Raw genomic sequence first — 18,122 nt, forward strand, 5'->3', positions numbered from 1 at the left:
GATCGCTACGATATTGGTAGCAGATCTTTATGAAAAGTAAGGGAAAAATAAAATTTTTGCGGACTATATCCTGCTTTATTATTTCCATATATTATTGTGGATAACCAAGCTGTCTATTATTTAGGCAGGCGCTGGTACAGAGGATAATTTAGCATATACCAGTAGAAATCCTAGTTTTGGTTGATAAAATTTTAATTGGTTAAAGGCAATTCATAAAATGAAATTGCATAAGCCAGAAAAGACACAGTATGGAGACAAGATCATGAAAAAAGTAGCTGTAATTCTGAGTGGGTGTGGCGTTTACGACGGCGCCGAAATTCATGAGTCCGTGCTAACGCTGCAAAGTATTCTGAAACACGGTGGCAGTTACCAGTGTTTTGCTCCGGACAAGCCGCAGTTGCACGTGATTAATCACCTGACAGGGGAAGTGGCAGAAGGTGAATCGCGTAATGTACTGGTGGAGTCAGCGCGTATCACCCGCGGCAAGGTTCAGGCCATAACTGAGTGTAACGTTGACGACTTTGATTTGTTAATTTTACCGGGTGGTTTTGGCGCAGCTAAAAACCTGTGCACCTTCGCGGTCGATGGCGCCGAATGTGAATTTGACGCCGATGTACTCTCAGTTTGTAAAGCTTTTGCCGACGCTGGTAAACCGGCTGCTTATGCCTGTATTGCACCGGCGCTGGCCGCAAAGGTGTATGGCAACAGCGTAAACCTGACCATTGGTAACGACGCCGGAACTGCAGAAGCGCTGGAGCAATTTGGCATCAAACATCAAAACTGTGCTGTGACCGAGGTTATTATTGATAGCGAAGCTAAACTGGTTACAACACCTGCCTACATGCTTGGCCAGAACCTGCTGGAAGTAGGGGAAGGGCTCGATAAGATGGTGCAGGCAGTGTTTGCTATGCAGACGTAATACTGAAGAGTCTCTTGGTTGTATGTAGCTTTCGCTATATAGTGAGAGCTGCATCAATTCAATAACATAAAAAATAGCCAACATACTATAATGCATTATCGCGCTATCATTCGTATTTTAGGGTTACTGGTTGCACTATTCTCAGTCACCATGATCCCACCAGCGATCGTTTCTCTGATTTACGAAGACGGTAGTGGTTTGCCATTCTTCCTGGCTTTTATTCTATGTATACTGACCGGTTGCGCGTTTTGGTATCCCAATCGCAGCCATCGCCAGGACCTGAGAGCCCGCGAAGGCTTTTTGATTGTGGTGTTATTCTGGTCGGTACTGGCCAGTTTCGGTGCTATTCCGTTTATTCTTCTCGAACAACCTTCTATGACCGTAACCGATGCGTTTTTTGAATCGTTTTCGGGCTTAACCACCACCGGGGCAACGGTAATTGAAGGGATTGATTTTCTGCCCCATTCCGTACAGTTTTACCGGCAGCAACTGCAATGGCTGGGCGGTATGGGGATCATCGTGCTGGCGGTGGCTATTCTGCCAATTCTGGGCGTAGGGGGAATGCAGCTGTACCGGGCCGAAACACCCGGGCCGGTGAAAGACTCTAAAATGACCCCGCGTATAGCCGATACTGCCAAGCATCTCTGGTATATCTATTTATCGCTGACCACTGCGTGCACGCTGGCTTACTGGTTTGCCGGGATGAACTGGTTCGACGCCATATGTCATTCCTTTTCGACCATCGCCATTGGCGGGTTTTCTACCCACGATGCCAGCCTGGGTTATTTTGACAGTCCGGTGGTTAACGCCATTTGTGCCCTGTTTTTGATTATCGCCGCCTTTAACTTTTCGCTGCATTACGCTGCAGCCAGTGGCCGGTCATTAAAAGGGTACTGGCAGGACCCTGAATTAAAGGCCTTTCTATTTATTCAGGCGGCACTGATTAGCGTATGTTTTATGGTGCTGGTTTTCCACAATCATTTCAGCGACGCTGAGGAAGCTCTGGATCAGGCCGTTATCCAGGCCGTATCGATCAGTACTACTGCCGGATTCGCTACCACCGATTTTGCAAACTGGCCGTCATTTCTGCCTATATTGCTGATTTTTTCCAGCTTCATTGGTGGCTGCGCCGGCTCTACTGGTGGCGGGTTAAAAGTGATCCGGGTTTATCTGTTGTTTCTGCAAGGCAAACGGGAAATCGACCGGCTGATCCATCCTAAAGCCGTTTACTCCGTTAAGCTCGGAGAACGTGCGATGCCAGACAGGGTAGTAGAAGCGGTATGGGGCTTCTTCTCTGCTTACGCAATTGTGTTTGTGGTGATCATGATAGGCCTGATTGCTACCGGACTGGATAATATCACTGCCTTCACTGCAACAGCAGCTACCTTAAACAACCTTGGCCCTGGGCTGGGTTCGGTTGCGGGCACCTTTGCCGATGTCAGCGATGGCGGTAAGTGGTTACTGGTTACCGCCATGCTGTTTGGTCGACTGGAAGTCTTTTCCTTACTGGTATTGTTCTCGCCAACGTTCTGGCGGGGCTAAATACCTTCAGGAAATAAGTTATCCTTGGTAACAAGCTGGATATCAGAAATCATATAGCGAACGTCTTCTGATAACCGTTCGTTTTTCAACGCCATTTGACGATTGCGTTCGAATATTTTGCTGTGGCTCTCAATACGTTTACCCATAACTCGCCAGGCTTCAGCCCTAGCTTCATATGGCCAGGCCTCTAATTCGATACGATAAGTATCCAGTTGACCAAGAAGCATTGTTGCAACCGAAGAAATGGACATACCGCCAAATGCATTGCTGTTATTTTCAGGGTCAAAACTAGCAAATGCTGTTACTAATGGTCCGGTATTTTTAAGCCATTCAAAATACTTATTAAAAGCATCTTCGTCATATTCTTCTATATCAAAGTTATAGTTTTTACTGCGATTCACAGAAGTTGATGCCGGCGTGGGTTCCACATAAACCGCTGTTGATACCAGCGGCGGGCTTGGCTCCTGTGGAATAGGTTGCGTTTGTGGCTGGGCATCCTGTGCACCGCTGACCGACAGTGAACCACCGTTACCAAGGCCACCTTCGACTTCCTGAGCTTTGTAGTTCCTCAGTGCTTTAACCATATTATTAAACGAGTCGGCGAATGCGGTTGTCAGCATCTTACCTTCAGGTGTCTTTGAGTACGCTCCACCTGCACCGCCTACACCACCACCAAACATCCCGGCAAACATGCCAAAATCATAGTTCGACGATGAGCCGTAAGAGGATGATAGCTGCACACCTGAGCGGTTATCGATCAGCATTAACGTTGTAGCAGCTTCGTTTTTGTCGAAGGCACCACCCACCAGGGAGCCCAGACCGCCCAGTAACGCCCCACCAATAGCTTTTCCTGAGCTTGTTTTTTCAGCAAACATAACCTCCGGACTTACCGTATAATCTGCAGCTACCATCTGACCTGCGCCAATATTACTGGTGTTACGTAGCTGGCCGGATTGCATTAACTGACGCTCTCTGTTCATCGCATTCATTGCCCGACCACGCTCAACAATCACAAAGCAGTTTGACTGTTGAATCATCAGGCGAAGAATCGGAACTGTACTGCCAACTTTAGGGTAGGTTCTGCGGTAATCCTGCCACCAGGGCAAGGTGGTGTCTTCAAATATCGAAGCGGTACCCAATGGGGTATCGCATTTTTCCAGAGCGGTATTGTTTTCCGACGCATTTGCACCACCAGCGGCGCCGGTAACGGTGCTGTCACTGCCGCCCATCATCGGGTTGGTTGACATACACGCCGTTTGAAAAGCCAAAGCGCTGGCAATGGTTAACAGCTTCAGTGATTTAATAGGGGTTTGCTTGAACGGTTTTACAACCTTTGAATTGATAGTTTTCACGGATCCCTCTCATACAATACTAACAATTAAGGAAACCGATGGGGTATCACGTTTCAGTAAAAACGTTCGAGTGATTATGTACTTAACCTCACCGGCAACGGCGTCGTATAAACAAGGAAAACCGCTGTAATTCGCAATACTCCCTAGCGAAAAATCAACATCCTGATTAACTTCACAACACAGTAAAATCTATCAGTTTAGACGTTTTTTGCAAGCAAACTGGACACTCTTTAGCCAAAAAAGAACGCGCTTGGCTGGAACAGACGCTCCACATCATTGATGTACTTCTTATCCACTAAAAACAGAATGACATGATCGTTAGCTTCGATTACCGTATCGCTATGGGCAATGATGACCTGTTCTTCGCGAACAATGGCACCAATGGTGGTGCCGGGGGGTAATTTAATATCGCCAATTTCTCGGCCTACCACTTTTGACGTATTTTTATCGCCATGGGCGATGGCTTCTATAGCTTCTGCGGCTCCACGGCGAAGTGAGTACACATTAACTATATCGCCGCGGCGGACGTGGGTGAGCAACGCAGAAATGGTTGCCTGCTGGGGCGAGAAGGCGATATCGATTTCGCCGCCCTGAACCAAATCCACATAGGCGCTGCGCTGGATCAGCACCATAGCCTTTTGCGCGCCCATCCGTTTAGCCAGCATGGCCGACATGATATTGGCTTCATCGTCGTTGGTTACCGCAATAAATGCATCAACCTGCTCTACGCCTTCCTCACTCAGCAGTGTAGAGTCGGAGGCATCGCCGCTGAAGACAATGGTTTTATCCAGATGGGCAGATAAATACTGTGCCCGTTCAGGGCTGTATTCGATAAGCTTAACGTTATGATTGTGCTCCAGGCGCTTGGCCAGACCGGCTCCAATTAAGCCGCCGCCGGCAATCATGATGCGTTTATAGCTGGACTCCAGTTTTTGCAGTTCGCTCATGACGGCGCGAATGTGTTTGGTGGCGGCAATAAAAAACACTTCATCATCGGCTTCAATGACGGTGGTACCCAGCGGGCGAATAGGCTTGCCGCGGCGGTAAATGGCCGCTACCCGGGTTTCCACATTGGGCATATGCTCCTTCAAAGCGGATAAGGCATGACCAACCAGTAAACCGCCGTAGTAGGCTTTAACCGCCACCAGGCTGGCTTTACCGTCGGCAAATTCCACTACCTGCAGGGCACCAGGATAGTCAATCAGGCGCTTAATGGCCTGTGTCACCAGTTGTTCCGGGGCAATAATATGATCAACCGGGATGTCCTGCTGCTTGTATAGCTGTTCCTGGTAAATGATGTATTGTTCGGAGCGCACCCGGGCAATTTTAGTGGGGGTTTTAAACAGGCTGTACGCCACCTGACAGGCCAGCATGTTGCTTTCATCACTGTTGGTCACAGCAATCAGCATGTCGGCGTCTTCGGCACCTGCTTTACGCAGCACATCAGGGTGCGAGCCGACACCGGTGACAACCTGCAGGTCGAGGCGGTCCTGCAACGCGCGCAGGATAACGGGATCGGAATCGATTACCGTGATTTCGTTTTTTTCGCCTACCAGGTTTTCAGCCAGTGTGCCGCCAACCTGTCCTGCGCCAAGGATGATAATTTTCATCGTCGTTGTAAGGTGTTTTTAATCTTGGTTATTAAGACTTTAGCAGCCTAGCATAATAGAAACCATCCATTTGTTGCTCGCCGGGCAAAATTTGCCGCCCTGGCTGCTCAATGGTTTCCCCCGGTTGGATTGGCAGTAACTGCGCATCACTGTGCTCTTGCAGGAAGCGGCTAATCTGCGCTGTGTTTTCAACCGGCAGCACAGAGCAGGTAGCATAAAGTAACGTACCGCCGGGTTTGAGCGTACGCCACAGGTTGGCCAGAATTTTATACTGCAGCGTTTGTAGCGCCTCAATATCGGCTGATTTACGGAGCCAGCGTATGTCCGGATGGCGGCGAATAACGCCCGTAGCAGAGCAGGGCGCATCTAACAGGATGCGGTCGAAGGGTTTGCCGTCCCACCAGCTATTTACCTCTGCCGCGTCGGCGCAGACTAAGTTTGCGTGTATCTGCAGACGCTGTAAATTTTCGGTCATCCGTTTAAGGCGGGATGCTTCACTGTCTAAAGCAATCAGCTCCGCCAGCCCGGCGGTGCGCTCCAGAATATGGGCACTCTTACCACCAGGGGCGGCACAACAATCCAGTATACGTTCGCCTGGCTGAGCATCCAGAAGTGGCGCTGCCAGCTGTGCTGCACCGTCCTGTACGCTGAACCAGCCTTCGGCAAAGCCTGGCAGGGTAGTTATTGGCGTTCTGTCGAGCAGGAGCACGGCATCCGGATGTTCTTCAGAGAGTGCAAAGCGAATGCCAGCTTCTGTTAAGGCATTACAGTAATCTGGTTGCGTACATTGCAGCTGGTTTACTCTGAGCCAGACAGGCGCAGGCTGATTCATACCACTCAACAGGCTTTCCAACTTCTGCGGGTAGGCATTAGCAAGGCGTTTGTAGAGCCACTTAGGCAAACCTGACCGAATAATGGGGTTGTCGCTAACCTGTTCGGCCAGTTGCTGACGCTGAAAGTTTCGCAGTATGGCGTTAATGAGTCCTTTAAGACCTTTACCGCCGAGCACTTCCGCGGCGTTAACCGTTGCCGCAACGGCGGCATGGTCAGACACGCGGCTGTAAGCCTGCTGATAAAAACCCAGCAAAATCACATGTTCAAGGATCTTCTTACTGCCCTTAAGAGGCTGCTCAAGTAGCTCTCGAAGCCAAATCTGTAACTGTGGCAAATGACGAAATACGCCCATTGCCATTTCCTGTAGCCAGGCGGCATCTTGTTTGCTGTGTCTGGCCTGTGCCATGGCTAAGGCTTCGCGGGAGGATTTTCCCTGTTCAAGTACCTGAAAGATAACCCAGGCGGTATCGGCGCGAAGGTCGACCTTAGCCGGCAGTTTCATTGTGCTTGCCCAGGCTCACGCGGCAAGACGCTGCCTACCGCAAACCATTCCTGATAACCATTGAGCACGTCCTGAATGGCCATGGGCTTTTTTCCGGGCAACTGCAACTGCTCAATACACAGCGCTTTATCGCCGGTGGCTACCACTATGCCTGATTTATCCGCAGCCAGAATGGTGCCGGGCGTTTTACTGGCAACGGCGTGTTCGCTAACAGACGCCTGCCAGACTTTAATATTCTTGCCGTTAACCTGGCTCCAGCAAACCGGCCAGGGATTAAATGCCCGTACGTTGCGGCTTAATTGTTCGGCCGGCTCCTGCCAGTTAAGAAACGCTTCTTCTTTGCTGAGCTTCTTAGCGTAGGTGGCGCTGTCTTCCTGTTGCGGTTCGGCATTCAGGGAATCAAAATTATCCAGCACATCTACCAGGGCCCGCGGGCCAATTTCTGCCAGTTTGGAATACAGCGTGGCACTGGTATCTGAATCAGTAATTGGCAATCTGGCAATGTGTAACATAGCGCCGGTATCCAGCCCTTCATCCATTTGCATAATGGTTACGCCGGTTTCTTTATCGCCAGCCCAGATGCTGCGCTGAATAGGCGCTGCACCACGCCAGCGTGGCAAAATAGAGCCATGCACATTAATACAGCCGCGCGTCGGTATATCCAGTACCGCTTTGGGCAGCAGTAATCCGTAGGCGACCACTACCATAATATCGGGCTTCAGCGCGACGAGTTCTTGTTGAGCTTCTTCATTTTTTAACGAAACAGGTTGGTACACAGGGATATTGTGCGCCTCGGCCACCTGTTTGGTGGCGCTTGGGGTAAGCTTTTTGCCACGTCCGGCGGGACGATCTGGTTGGGTGTATACCGCTATCACATTATGCTGGCTGTTGAGCAAGCCAGTTAAATGGGTAGCCGCAAAGTCCGGCGTACCGGCAAAAACAATATTCAGTGGCTTGGTCACAGGGCTTTCTCTCAGGCTTTAGCGGCCAGACGGGCTTCTTTCTCGAGTTTCTTGCGAATACGCTGGCGCTTGAGGGGCGATAAGTAATCTACAAATAACTTACCATCGAGATGATCCAGTTCGTGTTGAATACAAATTGCCAGCAGGCCATCTGCTTCCAGCTCGAAAGGCTCGCCTTCGCCGTCGAGGGCTTTTACCGTGACTTTCTCGGCACGATCTACCTTGGCGTAGTTACCCGGTACCGACAAACAGCCTTCTTCGCTGATGGTTGAGCCTTCTTTGTTAACGATTTCGGGGTTAATAAATACCCGCGGTTCTTTCTGCTCTTCGGAGACGTCCATGACTACCAGGCGTACGTGTCTGTTAACCTGCGTTGCAGCCAGGCCGATGCCTTTTTCTTCGCGCATGGTTTCAAACATGTCAGCGACGAGTTGTTTAATTTCGCTGTTGACTTCATCAATGGGCTTAGCCACTGTACGAAGGCGCTCGTCGGGGAATTGTAATACGTCTAATATTGCCATCTGTCGATATTTACACTCTTTCTGTATTAAGAATTATACGCTAAGGCCGATGATGCTATTTATCCTGCCTTAACAGGCAGTATTCTAGCTTAAAGCACGTTTTCATGCAGTATTAATCGCTTCTATACTGAATTATTGGGGATTGTGATCTAATAATACAAGCATAGGGCTGGCTGCGAGACGTTACTGGCGAGGGGATATGATGTTAAAAATTGCAAAAAAATGGGCGGCCACACTGGCTGGGCTGATGCTTTGGGTCGGTGCGAGTTATGCGCTGGCGCTGGAGGTCAAACCCGATGCGCCAACCCGTTATACGGTTAAGAAGAACGATACCCTGTGGGATATCGCCGGTATCTTTCTGGATAAACCCTGGTTGTGGCCGGAACTGTGGCGCAACAATACGCAAATTCTGAACCCTCATCTTATTTATCCGGGTGATGTGCTCGTTCTGCGCATCGTCGACGGTGAACCAGTACTCGATGTTGTCAGACAAAAACCGCAGGTTACGCTGTCACCCAATGCCAACCGCACGGTGAAGCAGGGCGAGCCGATAAACCTGTTACCCTGGTCGGTTATCGAACCTTACATTCAGCATCATGAAATCCTCGATTCCGGTAAGTACGAAATCCTGCCCCATTTACTTGGCAACAAGAATGCCTCCATTCGTTTTGTTAACGAAGATCTGGTAATGAGTCGTCGCAGCGGCCGTGCCAGAGATCAGTATCGCGTGATCCGCAAGCAATCTACAATTGAAGACCTTGATGGCAACGAGCTGGGTGTACAAATTCACCATATCGCCGACGCAAGCATGATAGAAGACCGTGCCGAGGGCGAGTGGCTGGTAAAAATTGACGGGTCTAATTCAGAAGCCAAGCGTGGTGACAAGTTACTCTATGGTGAACCGAAAACCGCAGGCGACATGGCGTTGCAACCAGCGGATGAATCACAGCGTGCGTTTATTGTGGGTAATCTGCACCAGTACGAGCTGTTGGGTAAATATGATGTGGTCATCGTGGACTTAGGTGAAGAAGAAATTGAACCAGGCACTGTGATGGGTATTTATCAGCAGGGGCCGGTGATCATCGATGGTGAAGAACCGAAGTACTCAACTGAAAGCAAGGTAGTGGTAAGTGTGTTCGATGATGGCAGTACTGTTCATCAGCCCGCTTTAAAAGTGGGAGAACTGGTTATCTTCAGTACCTTCACTAATGCCAGCTACGGCATTATCACCCGGGCCAGTGACATGGTTCGAACTGGCAACATTGTCGCCCAGCCATAACCGGTACTGACACTCCCGTCTCAGTACCGAGAACGGGAGTGTGAATGCAAAACCAACTATCACCATTTATTCAGCACTGGCTACGTCTGAGCTTAGTTAAAAAACGATCGCCCGCATTCTGGCTTGCGCTACTGGCCCATTTCGAATTAACCATTGAGCAACTATTCAGTCTGCCGGTTAGAGAACTTAGTCAGTGTGGCCTCAAGCCTGATGAAATAGCCCTTATCAACAGTCCCGGCGATGAGATTGAACGGATTAAACAATGGCTTTGCCAACACCCGCTCAATCAGATTATCGCCATGAGTGATGTTGCTTACCCCGAGCGTTTAAAACAGCTTGATTCGCCTCCTTTGATACTCTATTGCCATGGCAATGCACAGTTGCTGACAGCGCCGCAGCTGGCCATTGTGGGAAGCCGCAAGGCAACCATTAACGGTTTAAATACAGCGCGTCGCCTGGCAAAGGAGCTTGGCGACGCAGGTATAACGGTTACCAGCGGTCTGGCGCTTGGTATTGATGGCGCGGCTCATCAGGGCGCCTATCCTACCTCAGGGCGCACCGTAGCCATTCTTGGTGGCGGGCTGGGCTGCATTTACCCGCGCAGCCATCAGGCCCTGGCATTGAGCCTGGTTGAACACGGTGGATGTCTGGTGTCGGAGTTTCCGCCGTGGGAAACGGTTAAGCCATACCATTTTCCTCGGCGAAACCGTTTAATTGCCGCGCTGTCGAGCGGGGTACTGTTAATTGAGGCGCGTATTAAAAGTGGCTCCATGATTACCGCCAATCTGGCCGCAGACATGGGTATCGATGTATTTGCTACGCCCGGCAACATAAACAATCCACTCAGCGAGGGACCTCATTACCTTATTCAGCAAGGCGCCAGGCTGGTCACCAGCAGCGGCGATATTTGCGAGGAGTTGGGTTGGGTTGTAAAAGACTTAGAGAGAGAAGGTGGCAATCATCAGCAAGATGACGACGATGAACCATTACTAAAAGAATTTACCGGTGAGCCGATAAATATAGACTATCTGGTTGAGAAGACCGGTCTGTCAGTTAATCGCTTAATGCCACGGCTGGTGGAACTTGAGCTTCAGGGCCGGATAGTGGCAGTGCCCGGCGGTTATACCCGAGCTATGGGGCCTGTTGGTAGTTAAGGTCTCTGCTTTCGGGCTAGTTAGCGGCAAGCCTTATTTTGTATGAGAGTCAACCGCTTGCAGGGTAATGCTTCACTTAATCGAAAAAAAGTCGACCCAAAGCTTGGCATTATCCGTATTTTTAGATAAGTTGAACTTAGATGCTTTGCTTTTTTGCATCGACACCGTACGCAAAACTGGTCTTGAGACTTGAAAAAAGACCAGACCACTACAATAGAGTTTGCGAGGTTAGGTAATCACTTTTTAGTGGTTACTTCAAATTGAGGGGGAAAATGCTATGTTCGATATCCTCATGTATCTCTTCGAAAACTTCATCCATAGTGAAACCGAAATTCGCGTCGATCAGGATGAACTAACCGAAGAGCTGGTCCGCGCAGGATTTCATCACGATGAGATATACAAAGCGCTCGCCTGGTTGGAAAAACTCGCCGCGCTGCAAGAAACTGATATTAACCCCTACTTCTGTAAAGGTATCTCCAGCAGCCTGAGCCGTATTTATACGCAGCAGGAACAAATGCGCCTGGATGTTGAATGTCAGGGTTTCTTACTGTTCCTTGAGCAGGTTGGCGTATTGGATGCTTCCACACGGGAAATGGTCATCGACAGAGTCATGGAAATCGACTCGCCGGAGTTCTGTTTAGAAGACCTTAAGTGGGTGGTCCTGATGGTGTTGTTTAATGTGCCGGGCAAAGAAAATGCCTACGCGCAGATGGAAGATCTGTTATTCGAAGAGCATGACGGTATACTGCACTAATCTTATAGATTACGAAGTGTAGGGCTGTGTCGAAGATTGATCATTCACTGTTCGAAGCGCATGAGCACGCTTTAGAACATCAGTACGGGCCTTGCCCGGACTGTGGGCAAGAGCTGCGCATCAGAAACAGCAAGTCAGGCCCGTTTATCGGCTGTAGTGGCTATCCTGATTGCCACTACGCCAAGCCTTTACACGATAATCAAACAACCACATTAAAAGTGATAGAAGACAGCCATTGCCCTGAATGTGGCTCGTCTATGGCCATCAAAAAAGGCCGGTACGGTATGTTCATCGGTTGTACTAATTTTCCGGCCTGTCATCATATCGAAAATGCCAAACCGCAAACCGATACCTCTGTTACCTGCCCTAAATGCCATAAAGGACATCTGCTCGATCGCACCAATAAATACGGTAAGCGCTTTTTTGCCTGTAATCGTTATCCTGAATGCCGTTATGTGGTAAATTTCGCGCCGGTTGAGAAGTCCTGTCCGGATTGCGGATGGGCTATACTGGTTGAAAAGAAGGGCCGTTTAGTGTGCCCGCAGCCATTATGTGGCTATAAAGAAGCACAAAGCGAACAAGAAGCAGAATAAAGAGGTAACAAATGAGCGTTGAATCAGTTCATCAGGATGCTGATGTAGCAGCGTTTGAAAGTGGCCAACTCATGGTGTATCCCACTGAAGCGGTAATGGGCATTGGTTGTGACCCCGATAACGAGGCGGCTGTTATGTCGTTGCTGGCGCTAAAACAGCGCCCGGTAGAAAAAGGCCTTATTCTGCTCGCTGCTAATTATTCCCAGCTGCTGCCTTATGTAGATGATAATGCCATTCCCCAGGATAAAAGATTCAGTATTTTTTCCTGTTGGCCCGGCCCGGTAACCTGGTTATTACCTAAGTCTGCTACGGCGCCAACATGGCTGACCGGCGAGCACAATGCTATTGCCGTCAGGGTGACCGCTCACGAAGGAGCACGGGAGTTGTGTAACAAACTCGGCCGTCCTATTGTGTCGACCAGCGCTAACCTGACCGGGCAGGAACCAGCCAGAACCACAGAAGAAGCCCGCAGTTATTTTGCTAACAGTGTTCACTATGTGGAAGGTTTGGTAGGCGGAGCCGCTCAACCCTCAACTATTAAAGATGCCTTAACCGGTACCACCATTCGGAATTAAACATGAGTATTACCCCCTTAAAGGATACGCCTCAGGCGATTGAGTCGGTTAAAGCGTTTTTACTGGCTTTGCAGGACAATATCTGTCACACCCTGGAACTGGCCGATGGCAAGGGCCACTTTGTAGAAGATGCCTGGGAACGGGAAGAGGGTGGCGGTGGTCGCTCACGGGTGATTAAGAATGGCGCGGTAATAGAGCAGGGTGGGGTAAACTTTTCGCACGTGCATGGTACCCAAATGCCTGCCTCAGCAACGGCTTCGCGCCCTGAACTGGCTGGGCGTAGCTTTCAGGCCATGGGCGTGTCATTAGTGATCCACCCCCATAATCCTTATATTCCTACTTCGCACGCCAATGTGCGTTTCTTCATCGCCGAGAAAGAGGGAGAGACACCAATCTGGTGGTTTGGTGGTGGTTTCGATTTAACCCCGTTTTACCCTTTTAAAGAAGATGTGCAGCACTGGCATAACACAGCGAAGAAAATTTGTAAGCCATTCGGCGAAACGGTCTATGCCGAGCACAAGGCGTGGTGCGACGAGTATTTCTATCTGAAACACCGCAACGAAACCCGTGGGGTTGGCGGGCTGTTCTTTGATGACCTCAACCAGTGGGACTTTGAGCAGTGCTTTGCTTATATTCAGGCCGTGGGCAATGGGTATCTGGATGCCTATGTGCCGATTATCGAAAAACGTAAGAACAATACTTACGGTGAGCGTGAGCGCCAGTTTCAGCTTTACCGGCGTGGACGTTATGTAGAGTTTAACCTGGTATATGACCGCGGTACCTTGTTTGGTTTACAAACCGGCGGACGTACCGAGTCTATCCTCATGTCTATGCCGCCGCTGGCGCGCTGGGAGTATGGTTATGCCGCGCCTGCCGGGTCACCAGAAGCCAAACTGCAGGACTGGCTTACTCCTCATCAATGGTAAAAGCGAGTCTTTGCGCCGGTATCTTTTGACGTAGATCAACCTTAATTCGCAGATTTTTAAACGTATTTTCAAACTTGTTTTAGATCAAATTTTTATTTGTCAGGAGGCGTACATTAGCCTCCATCAACTTAAACGAATGAGAAAATACACAATGAAAAAATCAGCATTAGCTACACTAGTTCTAGCCGCACTAGTATCTGCGCCTTCAGCATTTGCCTATGAAGCCGGCGACATCATTGTACGTGCAGGTTTAACTTCTGTTTCACCAAACGACGATTCAAGCAACGTTAATGTAGACGCCCTGGGTGGCAACGTAGGAATGGGCGTAGAGGTCGATTCTAACACTCAGCTTGGCCTGAACCTGGTTTACATGCTGGATTCTAACTGGGGCCTTGAAGTACTGGCTGCCACACCATTTACTCATGACGTAACCCTTATCGATACTGCAGACAATGGTCTGGGTTTAGGCGACGGCAAACTGGCTGAAGTTACTCACCTGCCACCTACAGTTAGCGCGGTTTACTTCTTTGATACTAACAGCGCCTTTACCCCTTATGTTGGCGTGGGTGTTAACTACACCATTTTCTTCGACGAAGAATTTACCGGTGCCCGGGAAGACCAAACCTTTACGGATCTGGAGCTGGACAACTCTTTTGGTTTAGCAGCTCAGGTTGGCTTTGATTTCCAGGTTGATGACAACTGGTCAATCAATGCTTCTGCCCGTTATATCAAAATCGACACCACTGCAGAATTTACCGTTGCCGACGTAAAAGGTAGCGTAGACGTGGATATTGACCCTTATGTATTCACCATCTCTGCGGGTTACAAGTTCTAAAAAATAGTTTTATCAGTTTCACCTTGTGTTTTTGCACTGCCTGTTGGCCCTTCATTGAAGGGCCTTTTTTTATTTATACGGCTTCGTCTTCACGATTAACCATATGATCGGCAAGTTGATCCAATGCCTTTAGCAACTGATCGGCTATATTCATATCGTTAACGCACTCATACATGGCCTTGCGCATGCAGTACATCCATTGGGCTTTCAGTTTTGGCGTAACGGTATAAGGCAGGTGCCTGGCCCTTAACCGGGGATGGCCACGTTCCTGTTCGTATTGGTTAGGACCACCCAGCCACATGGTAAGATAAAGAAAGAAGATATGACGGATACGATCCAGTGGTTGCGGGTGAATGGCTAAAAGCTCCGCCGCCACAGGGTCATTTTCCATGATGTCATAAAACCGGTTCGCCAGTTGCCTGACGGTATTTTCTCCACCTATTGCTTGATAGGGGGTAGTAACACCAGTATTGTTGTCCGAAGTTTTCTTTCCCATACCCAGTTTCGATAATAGTCCCATGAAAAAGTTTGCCGTCTTTGGAAATCCAATTGCTCAGAGTTTATCACCAACCATTCATCAAATGTTTGCTAAATCCTGTGCTGAGGATATCAGCTACGAGAAAATAGAGGCTCCATTAGATGGCTTTGAAGCCACTATCGACAATTTTTTCGCTGCATCGCAAACGGTAGGTTGCAACGTTACCGTACCTTTTAAAGAAAGAGCCTGCGCCATGGCAAAGCATAAAGATGATGCAGTGGTAATGGCCAGGGCGGCAAACACGCTGATGCGTAATGACGAGGGCGAGTTATGTGCTTTCAATACAGATGGTATTGGGCTGGTGGCAGACCTCACTAATAACGGCTTAGATCTGCAAGGCACCAAAGTGTTGCTGTTAGGCGCGGGTGGCGCTGCCCGTGGTGTTGTCCATCCGCTGCTAAATGCCGGCATTGAAAGCCTGCACATTCTTAATCGAACTATAGAAAAAGCTCAGGCCATTGCCGAAGATGCTAACAACCCAAAGGTAACAGCAGTTAACCACAAACAACTGTTGGCAGATTACGATGTAGTGATTAACTCTACTTCTGCCAGTTTATCCGGCACGCTACCCACCGTACCCGATGCCGTGCTGGCTAACTGCCATCTCGCTTACGATATGGTGTACTCAAAGGATAATGGCGCGACGGTATTTATGGCCCATGCTGAGCAACTGGGTGCCGCAAAGCAGCTGGATGGTCTGGGTATGCTGGTGGAGCAAGCCGCCGCGGCGTTTTATATCTGGACAGGCAAACAGCCGTCGACGGCCAGTGTTATTGAATACCTGCGTAACCGTTAGGGGTTACGCACCTTCAGCAAGGTAGTCGTCTTTTAGCTCAACATAGTTAATGGCAGACTGTTTTAAGAAAGCCATTTCTGCTTCCTTTAACGGCCGCTTCTGTATCATAGGATTACCCACATACAAATAACCGCTTTCGAGGCGTTTATTCGGCGGTACCAATGTACCTGCGCCAATAAACACATCATCCTCTACGATGGCACCGTCCATTACAATCGCGCCCATCCCCACCAGAATACGATTACCCAGCGTACATCCGTGCAGCATACATTTATGACCAACAGTAACATCATCACCAATGATAAGCGGGTTGCCATCGGGGTTGCCGGCTGATTTACGGGTAACGTGAAGAATAGTGCCGTCCTGTATATTGCTACGTGCGCCTATCTTTATATAGTTAACATCACCCCGTGCGGCGACCATATGCCAGATGCTGCTATCGTCGCCGACTTCTACTTCGCCTACCAGGCGTACCGAATCTGCTATATATACATTGTTGCCAATGCGGGGGGAGATACCTTTAAAGCTAGTTGTTGGTTGTTGCATAAGTCACTCTGTAAACGAATAAGAAGAATCGAGGTTTTCGGGTCAATAATAACGCAAAAGTAGATGGCGTTAGAAAATTAACCAACTCCGCAGGCACTTGCAAATCGAATAACTGATAAACTATACCGGTTATAGCAAAACGAAAGAGAAAATCGATGACAAAGCGATATGTTTTATTTGCGACGTTACCCTACGCATACGCTATCTTCCGACCGTTACAGACAGAAATTCTGGCGCGAGGGGACGAAGTTGCCTGGTATCTTGAATCCGGGTGTGAAAACTACCTCAATCAGGAAGAAGTGTTATTAAATAGTATCGATGAGGTTGTTGCTTATAATCCAATTGCTATCTTTGCATGTGGAAATCACATTTATCATTTCTTGCCGGGAACAAAAGTTGCCTTGTTCCACGGTTATGCGGTAGGAAAACGGGGAGAAAAGGGCGATGTTTTGGATGATCATTTTACCATTCGTAACTGGTTCGACATCTATTGCACCCAAGGGCCGAGCAGCACCCCTATATTTAAGATGCTGGAACAAAAACATGGCTTCTTCAAATCTTATGAAACAGGTTGGTGTAAGGTCGACCCTTACTTTACCCAACCCAAATTACAAAATAACGGAAAAACAACCATTCTGTATTCGCCCACTTTCAGCCGTGGGATTACATCGGTAGAAACTTTGTATGACACTATTGCGCATCTGGCAAGCAAGCGCGATTGGCATTGGATAATCACCTTTCATCCAAAAATTACCGACTCAACAATTATTGAACGATATAAAAGCCTGGCAATGCGCTTAGATAACGTTAGCTTTGAACGTAATGAAGGCTTACCAACGTTGCAGAGAGCTGATTTAATGCTATGCGACAGCTCATCTATTATTCTGGAATTCATGCTCCTGGATAAACCGGTGGTGACATACCGTAATACCAACCCTGGCCCCCATCTGCTAGACGTTACTGATACAACTCAGGTTGAGCCTGCCATTGAAGAAGCCTTAACAATGCCGGAAACGCTAATGCAGTCGATCAAAGATTACACCTGGCAACATGAGGCTCACCGCGATGGTAACAATTCTGCAAGGGTGTTAGACGCAGTGGACGACTTTAATAAGAACCATAAAGGTACGTTAAAAGCGAAACCACGTAATTGGCTGCGCAAATTTAAGCTTAGAAAGAAGCTTGGTTATTGGAAATAGTCGATTGATGCTGATTATTTGTTTGTTTTGCTGCATTAATGAGCGAACAAATCAAATATGACAGTTTTTTGAAAATAACCGTTGACCTGCGTGCCCAACTCTCTATAATGCGCCCCACTTCGACGGGGAACGCACTAAAACGCTAACCCAACAATAACGCCTAAGGCCTTATTGGAAGCGGCTTTCAGCCAAATGCGGTGTTTGAAAATACTCAAAAAAAAGCATTGACACAGGAAGCCATTAGCGTAGAATGCGCGCCTCGCTTCAACGAGGTTGAACAGACAAAGTTGAAGCGGTTTTGAGTGGCAACCTTAGAAATTAAATTTCAAAAAGTTGTTGACACTGGAAACAAAGAGCGTAATATACGCATCCCGCTTCGGGGCTAAACATTAAAGCCTGAAGCAGTGAAAGCAAAAATTATCGTAACGATATCAACAGCTTCGCATTGTTCTTTAACAATCTATAACAAGACAATCTGTGTGGGCACTCATTAAGAGTGTCAACAACGACAATTCAAAATTTCGATATTTAATTGAAGAGTTTGATCATGGCTCAGATTGAACGCTGGCGGCAGGCCTAACACATGCAAGTCGAACGGTAACAGGATTAGCTTGCTAATCGCTGACGAGTGGCGGACGGGTGAGTAATGCTTGGGAACTTGCCTTCAGGAGGGGGATAACAGTTG

The 18,122-nt window shown here is 48.6% G+C and carries 18 protein-coding genes and 1 rRNA gene; 12 read left to right on the forward strand and 7 right to left on the reverse strand.

The window, feature by feature from the left end:
- Positions 1-262: 262 nt before the first annotated feature.
- Both elbB and C6Y40_RS16140 read left to right on the forward strand, forming a co-directional pair.
- Positions 263-919 (forward strand): isoprenoid biosynthesis glyoxalase ElbB, encoded by a 657-nt coding sequence (elbB, locus tag C6Y40_RS16135; RefSeq protein WP_105935451.1) that lies wholly within the window; start codon positions 263-265, stop codon positions 917-919.
- Between the two features lie 90 nt (positions 920-1,009).
- Positions 1,010-2,461, forward strand: coding sequence for a TrkH family potassium uptake protein (locus C6Y40_RS16140; RefSeq protein WP_105935452.1), 1,452 nt, complete (start codon positions 1,010-1,012; stop codon positions 2,459-2,461).
- Here the strand turns inward: C6Y40_RS16140 and C6Y40_RS16145 are convergent.
- The 5 genes from C6Y40_RS16145 to def form a co-directional block, all read right to left on the reverse strand.
- The gene (locus C6Y40_RS16145) at positions 2,458-3,813 is read right to left on the reverse strand and encodes a CsgG/HfaB family protein (protein ID WP_205664790.1); all 1,356 of its coding nucleotides are present in this window, start codon (positions 3,811-3,813) and stop codon (positions 2,458-2,460) included. The two genes, C6Y40_RS16140 and C6Y40_RS16145, sit on opposite strands and share 4 nt — an antisense overlap.
- Before the next feature lie 230 nt (positions 3,814-4,043).
- On the reverse strand, positions 4,044-5,423 hold the full coding sequence (trkA, locus tag C6Y40_RS16150) for a Trk system potassium transporter TrkA (RefSeq protein ID WP_105935453.1): 1,380 nt from the start codon (positions 5,421-5,423) through the stop codon (positions 4,044-4,046).
- A gap of 31 nt (positions 5,424-5,454) precedes the next feature.
- Positions 5,455-6,759: a 16S rRNA (cytosine(967)-C(5))-methyltransferase RsmB gene (gene rsmB, locus C6Y40_RS16155; RefSeq protein ID WP_105935454.1), complete on the reverse strand. Its 1,305-nt coding sequence runs from the start codon at positions 6,757-6,759 to the stop codon at positions 5,455-5,457.
- A complete protein-coding gene (gene fmt, locus C6Y40_RS16160; protein ID WP_105935455.1) occupies positions 6,756-7,721 on the reverse strand; it encodes a methionyl-tRNA formyltransferase in 966 nt (321 codons plus the stop codon). Before fmt ends, rsmB begins: the two co-directional genes overlap by 4 nt.
- Before the next feature lie 11 nt (positions 7,722-7,732).
- Positions 7,733-8,242, reverse strand: a complete 510-nt coding sequence (gene def / locus C6Y40_RS16165; protein ID WP_105935456.1) for a peptide deformylase — start codon at positions 8,240-8,242, stop codon at positions 7,733-7,735.
- A gap of 199 nt (positions 8,243-8,441) precedes the next feature.
- Here def and C6Y40_RS16170 point away from each other — a divergent pair, with 199 nt between their 5' ends.
- From C6Y40_RS16170 to C6Y40_RS16200, 7 genes are all read left to right on the forward strand, one after another.
- Positions 8,442-9,521, forward strand: a complete 1,080-nt coding sequence (locus C6Y40_RS16170; RefSeq protein ID WP_240621986.1) for a LysM peptidoglycan-binding domain-containing protein — start codon at positions 8,442-8,444, stop codon at positions 9,519-9,521.
- Between the two features lie 44 nt (positions 9,522-9,565).
- On the forward strand, positions 9,566-10,675 hold the full coding sequence (dprA, locus tag C6Y40_RS16175) for a DNA-processing protein DprA (RefSeq protein WP_105935457.1): 1,110 nt from the start codon (positions 9,566-9,568) through the stop codon (positions 10,673-10,675).
- 277 nt (positions 10,676-10,952) lie between these two features.
- Entirely contained in the window at positions 10,953-11,429 is a 477-nt protein-coding gene (locus C6Y40_RS16180) for a DUF494 family protein (RefSeq protein WP_105935458.1), read from the forward strand.
- A 26-nt stretch (positions 11,430-11,455) separates the two neighbouring features.
- The gene (locus C6Y40_RS16185; RefSeq protein WP_105935459.1) at positions 11,456-12,022 is read left to right on the forward strand and encodes a DNA topoisomerase family protein; all 567 of its coding nucleotides are present in this window, start codon (positions 11,456-11,458) and stop codon (positions 12,020-12,022) included.
- Positions 12,023-12,033: 11 nt separating this feature from the next.
- Positions 12,034-12,597, forward strand: a complete 564-nt coding sequence (gene tsaC / locus C6Y40_RS16190) for an L-threonylcarbamoyladenylate synthase type 1 TsaC (protein ID WP_105935460.1) — start codon at positions 12,034-12,036, stop codon at positions 12,595-12,597.
- A gap of 2 nt (positions 12,598-12,599) precedes the next feature.
- The gene (gene hemF, locus C6Y40_RS16195) at positions 12,600-13,523 is read left to right on the forward strand and encodes an oxygen-dependent coproporphyrinogen oxidase (RefSeq protein ID WP_105935461.1); all 924 of its coding nucleotides are present in this window, start codon (positions 12,600-12,602) and stop codon (positions 13,521-13,523) included.
- Positions 13,524-13,674: 151 nt separating this feature from the next.
- Positions 13,675-14,358 (forward strand): OmpW/AlkL family protein, encoded by a 684-nt coding sequence (locus C6Y40_RS16200; protein WP_105935474.1) that lies wholly within the window; start codon positions 13,675-13,677, stop codon positions 14,356-14,358.
- Positions 14,359-14,431: 73 nt separating this feature from the next.
- Here the strand turns inward: C6Y40_RS16200 and C6Y40_RS16205 are convergent, their stop codons facing one another.
- Positions 14,432-14,878, reverse strand: coding sequence for a group II truncated hemoglobin (locus C6Y40_RS16205; RefSeq protein WP_105935462.1), 447 nt, complete (start codon positions 14,876-14,878; stop codon positions 14,432-14,434).
- Between C6Y40_RS16205 and aroE the strand changes: the two genes are divergently transcribed.
- Positions 14,877-15,692: a shikimate dehydrogenase gene (gene aroE, locus C6Y40_RS16210; RefSeq protein WP_105935463.1), complete on the forward strand. Its 816-nt coding sequence runs from the start codon at positions 14,877-14,879 to the stop codon at positions 15,690-15,692. The genes C6Y40_RS16205 and aroE overlap by 2 nt on opposite strands.
- A 3-nt stretch (positions 15,693-15,695) precedes the next feature.
- Here aroE and C6Y40_RS16215 read toward each other — a convergent pair whose 3' ends face one another.
- On the reverse strand, positions 15,696-16,238 hold the full coding sequence (locus C6Y40_RS16215) for a gamma carbonic anhydrase family protein (RefSeq protein WP_105935464.1): 543 nt from the start codon (positions 16,236-16,238) through the stop codon (positions 15,696-15,698).
- A gap of 155 nt (positions 16,239-16,393) precedes the next feature.
- Here C6Y40_RS16215 and C6Y40_RS16220 point away from each other — a divergent pair, with 155 nt between their 5' ends.
- Entirely contained in the window at positions 16,394-17,437 is a 1,044-nt protein-coding gene (locus C6Y40_RS16220; protein WP_105935465.1) for a CDP-glycerol glycerophosphotransferase family protein, read from the forward strand.
- A 529-nt stretch (positions 17,438-17,966) separates the two neighbouring features.
- Positions 17,967-18,122: ribosomal RNA gene (locus C6Y40_RS16225) — 16S ribosomal RNA — on the forward strand; the annotation flags it as partial.

This window comes from Marisediminitalea alba (genome assembly GCF_002993365.1).
GTDB lineage: Bacteria > Pseudomonadota > Gammaproteobacteria > Enterobacterales > Alteromonadaceae > Alteromonas > Alteromonas alba.